Here is a 2,554-nt window from a genome sequence, read left to right as displayed (position 1 = left end):
CTAGTTCTCTTAATGTGTTTGTGACTAATCTGGCCTTATCTTTAGGATGGCTTTTAGCTGTTGGGGGAAGTGATAAAGAAGCCAACAAGAGAGAACCAGAAGCCAGGAGAGGAACCAGGGGAAGCGCTTTCATTGGAAAGAGAAGTGTAAAAAGCCTCCTAAGGGTATCATACGCCTTTCTCAAAGGTGGGAAGCCTGCCAGCGTCGCAGGGGGGAATGGACCCAAAGCCTCGGCAGCACCATGAGCGACCTCAAGTTCCTAGGCTACCTGCACGCAACGGCCCAGATGGGCACCAGCACGATGCCCCGAGGAGTCACCAGGTCCCCCATGCAAGCCATCTCCACCGCCTATGAGACAGCGGAGACCAGTGTGCTGCGCACGCCGCCGCCAGACCTGCCTTCCCTGCTGCTGCGGGAGCGCATCATTTACCTGGGCCTGCCTCTCTTTTCCGACGACCAGGTGAAGCAGCAATTGGGTGTGGACGTGACCGAACTGATCATTGCCCAGTTGCTCTACCTGGAGTTCGATAACCCCGACAAGCCCATTTTCTTCTACATCAACTCCACGGGCACAAGCTGGTACTCGGGCGAGGCCATTGGATTCGAGACAGAGGCCTTTGCCGTTTGCGACACCCTCCGCTACGTGAGGCCACCGGTCCACACCATCTGCATCGGCCAGGCCATGGGCACGGCCGCCATGATTCTTTCTGCTGGCGCCAAGGGGTATCGGGCCGCCTTGCCCCATGCCTCCATCGTGCTCCACCAGCCGCGCAGCGGCGCCCGTGGCCAGGCCAGTGACATCCGGATTCGCGCCCAGGAAGTGCTGCACAACAAGCGCACCATGCTGACAATTCTGGCCACCAACACCGGTCACACCGTGGAGGAGTTGGCCCGGGATTCCGACCGCATGACCTACATGACCGCAGAGGATGCCAAGGAGTACGGCCTGATTGACCGGGTGCTCGCCAGCAGAAAGGAGCTGCCCGCCCCACCACCGCCAACACCCTGACCGCAACCCGCCTCCCCTCTCACCACAATCCTGTCCCATGCCCCTCGGAAACCCCAGCGTCCCCTACCGCCTGCCCGGCAGCCAGTTTGAGCGCTGGGTCGACATCTACACCCGCCTTGGGGTGGAGCGGATTTTGTTTCTGGGCTCCCAGGTCACTGATGGGGTGGCCAACGCCCTGGTGGCCAACATGCTGTACCTGGACTCGGACAACACCAAGCCCATCTACCTCTACATCAACTCCCCCGGTGGTTCTGTCACGGCCGGCATGGCCATCTACGACACCATCCGCTACGTGAGATCCGACGTGGTCACCATCTGCGTGGGCCAGGCCGCCAGCATGGGGGCGTTCTTGCTGGCCGCCGGTACGAAGGGCAAGCGTTCAGCGCTGCCCCACAGCCGCATCATGATCCACCAGCCCAGCGGTGGCACACAGGGGCAGGCCAGTGACATTGCCAGGGAGGCCAAGGAGATCCTCCGTAACCGGGATTGTCTCAATCGGGAGTTAGCGGCCATGTGCAACCAGACGGTGGAGAAGGTGGCCAAGGACTCCGACCGGGACTTCTTCATGGGGGCTGAAGACGCCAAAGCCTATGGTCTGATTGACCGGGTCATCGCCCACCCCGATGGGGCATAGGGGCTGGCCTGGTTATGGATCCTTGACAGCGGTACCCCAGCTAATGGCGCGCCATGGTCAAGGCTGCTAGAGGGAAGAGCACTGAATGATCTTCTCTTGGATCTCAAAACCGCCTTTGCCGCCGTTGGCCATTGCGCCGTGTGGTCCGATCTGGACGTGAGCGACGTGGAGAGGAACGCCTTCTTTGAGGAACTCAGCGCTCGCCACCCCTACAACACCATGGGGGAGGCGGAGTGGACAGCCCTCACGGATCAGTTATGGGACCGGCACCGCAAGGACGGGCGAGAGGCCATGTTGGCGGAAGCGACAACGGCCTTGAGCCCTGGTCAGCAGCTCACCGCCTTTGCCGTGGCCTGCAAAATCGTCGCTAGTGACAATCAGGTCAACCACGACGAGATCAACTTTCTCATCCGTCTGGCCGAGATCAACGGTCTCAACATCCTGGAGAGCCGCACCATTCTCAGCGTGATGCAAATTCTCTGCCAGGATGCCTTGGCCTAGACTGCTTTAAGATCAGCAAGCCTCCACTGGGGTCTGGTTCCTTAATCGATGGCCAATCTTTTTTACGACAACGCTGCTGATCTCTCGATGCTGACCACAAGGACGGTGGCCGTCATCGGCTATGGCTCCCAGGGCCATGCCCATGCCCTCAACCTCAGGGACAGCGGCGTGAAGGTGATTGTGGGCCTTTACGAGGGGAGCCGCTCCGCCGCCAAGGCCCGGGCGGACGGCCTGGAGGTGGTGGCGGTGCAGGAGGCGGCAGCCCAGGCGGACTGGATCATGCTATTGCTGCCGGACGAATTGCAGAAGCAGGTCTACGAGGCATCCGTGGCCCCCCACCTGAGCGCGGGGAAGGTGCTCAGCTTTGCCCATGGCTTCAACATCTGCTTCCAACTTGTTGTGCCACCCCC

5 protein-coding genes are annotated in these 2,554 nt (G+C 60.7%); all 5 read left to right on the top strand.

What is annotated here, in order from left to right; translation table 11 throughout:
- Positions 1-245: hypothetical protein (locus tag FLM9_RS08400; RefSeq protein ID WP_218969751.1), on the top strand; the 245-nt coding region annotated here is incomplete at its 5' end.
- Between the two features lie 83 nt (positions 246-328).
- Positions 329-1,009: an ATP-dependent Clp protease proteolytic subunit gene (locus tag FLM9_RS06500; RefSeq protein ID WP_074457810.1), complete on the top strand. Its 681-nt coding sequence runs from the start codon at positions 329-331 to the stop codon at positions 1,007-1,009.
- Positions 1,010-1,046: 37 nt separating this feature from the next.
- On the top strand, positions 1,047-1,643 hold the full coding sequence (locus FLM9_RS06495) for an ATP-dependent Clp protease proteolytic subunit (RefSeq protein WP_074457809.1): 597 nt from the start codon (positions 1,047-1,049) through the stop codon (positions 1,641-1,643).
- A 96-nt stretch (positions 1,644-1,739) separates the two neighbouring features.
- Positions 1,740-2,144, top strand: a complete 405-nt coding sequence (locus FLM9_RS06490; protein ID WP_074457808.1) for a tellurite resistance TerB family protein — start codon at positions 1,740-1,742, stop codon at positions 2,142-2,144.
- Positions 2,145-2,192: 48 nt separating this feature from the next.
- On the top strand, positions 2,193-2,554 hold a 362-nt coding region (locus tag FLM9_RS06485), incomplete at its 3' end, for an NAD(P)-binding domain-containing protein (protein WP_180365326.1).

The sequence above is a fragment of the Candidatus Synechococcus spongiarum genome (assembly GCF_900047545.1).
Classification (GTDB): domain Bacteria; phylum Cyanobacteriota; class Cyanobacteriia; order PCC-6307; family Cyanobiaceae; genus Synechococcus_B; species Synechococcus_B spongiarum_C.
This window is presented reverse-complemented; position numbering and strand designations above follow the sequence as displayed.

What these genes read in the sequence shown, in the direction of transcription:
- FLM9_RS06500 (WP_074457810.1), top strand. Translation starts at nt 329, where the DNA reads ATGCAAGCCATCTCCACCGCCTATGAGACAGCGGAGACCAGTGTGCTG.
- FLM9_RS06495 (WP_074457809.1), top strand. Translation starts at nt 1,047, where the DNA reads ATGCCCCTCGGAAACCCCAGCGTCCCCTACCGCCTGCCCGGCAGCCAG.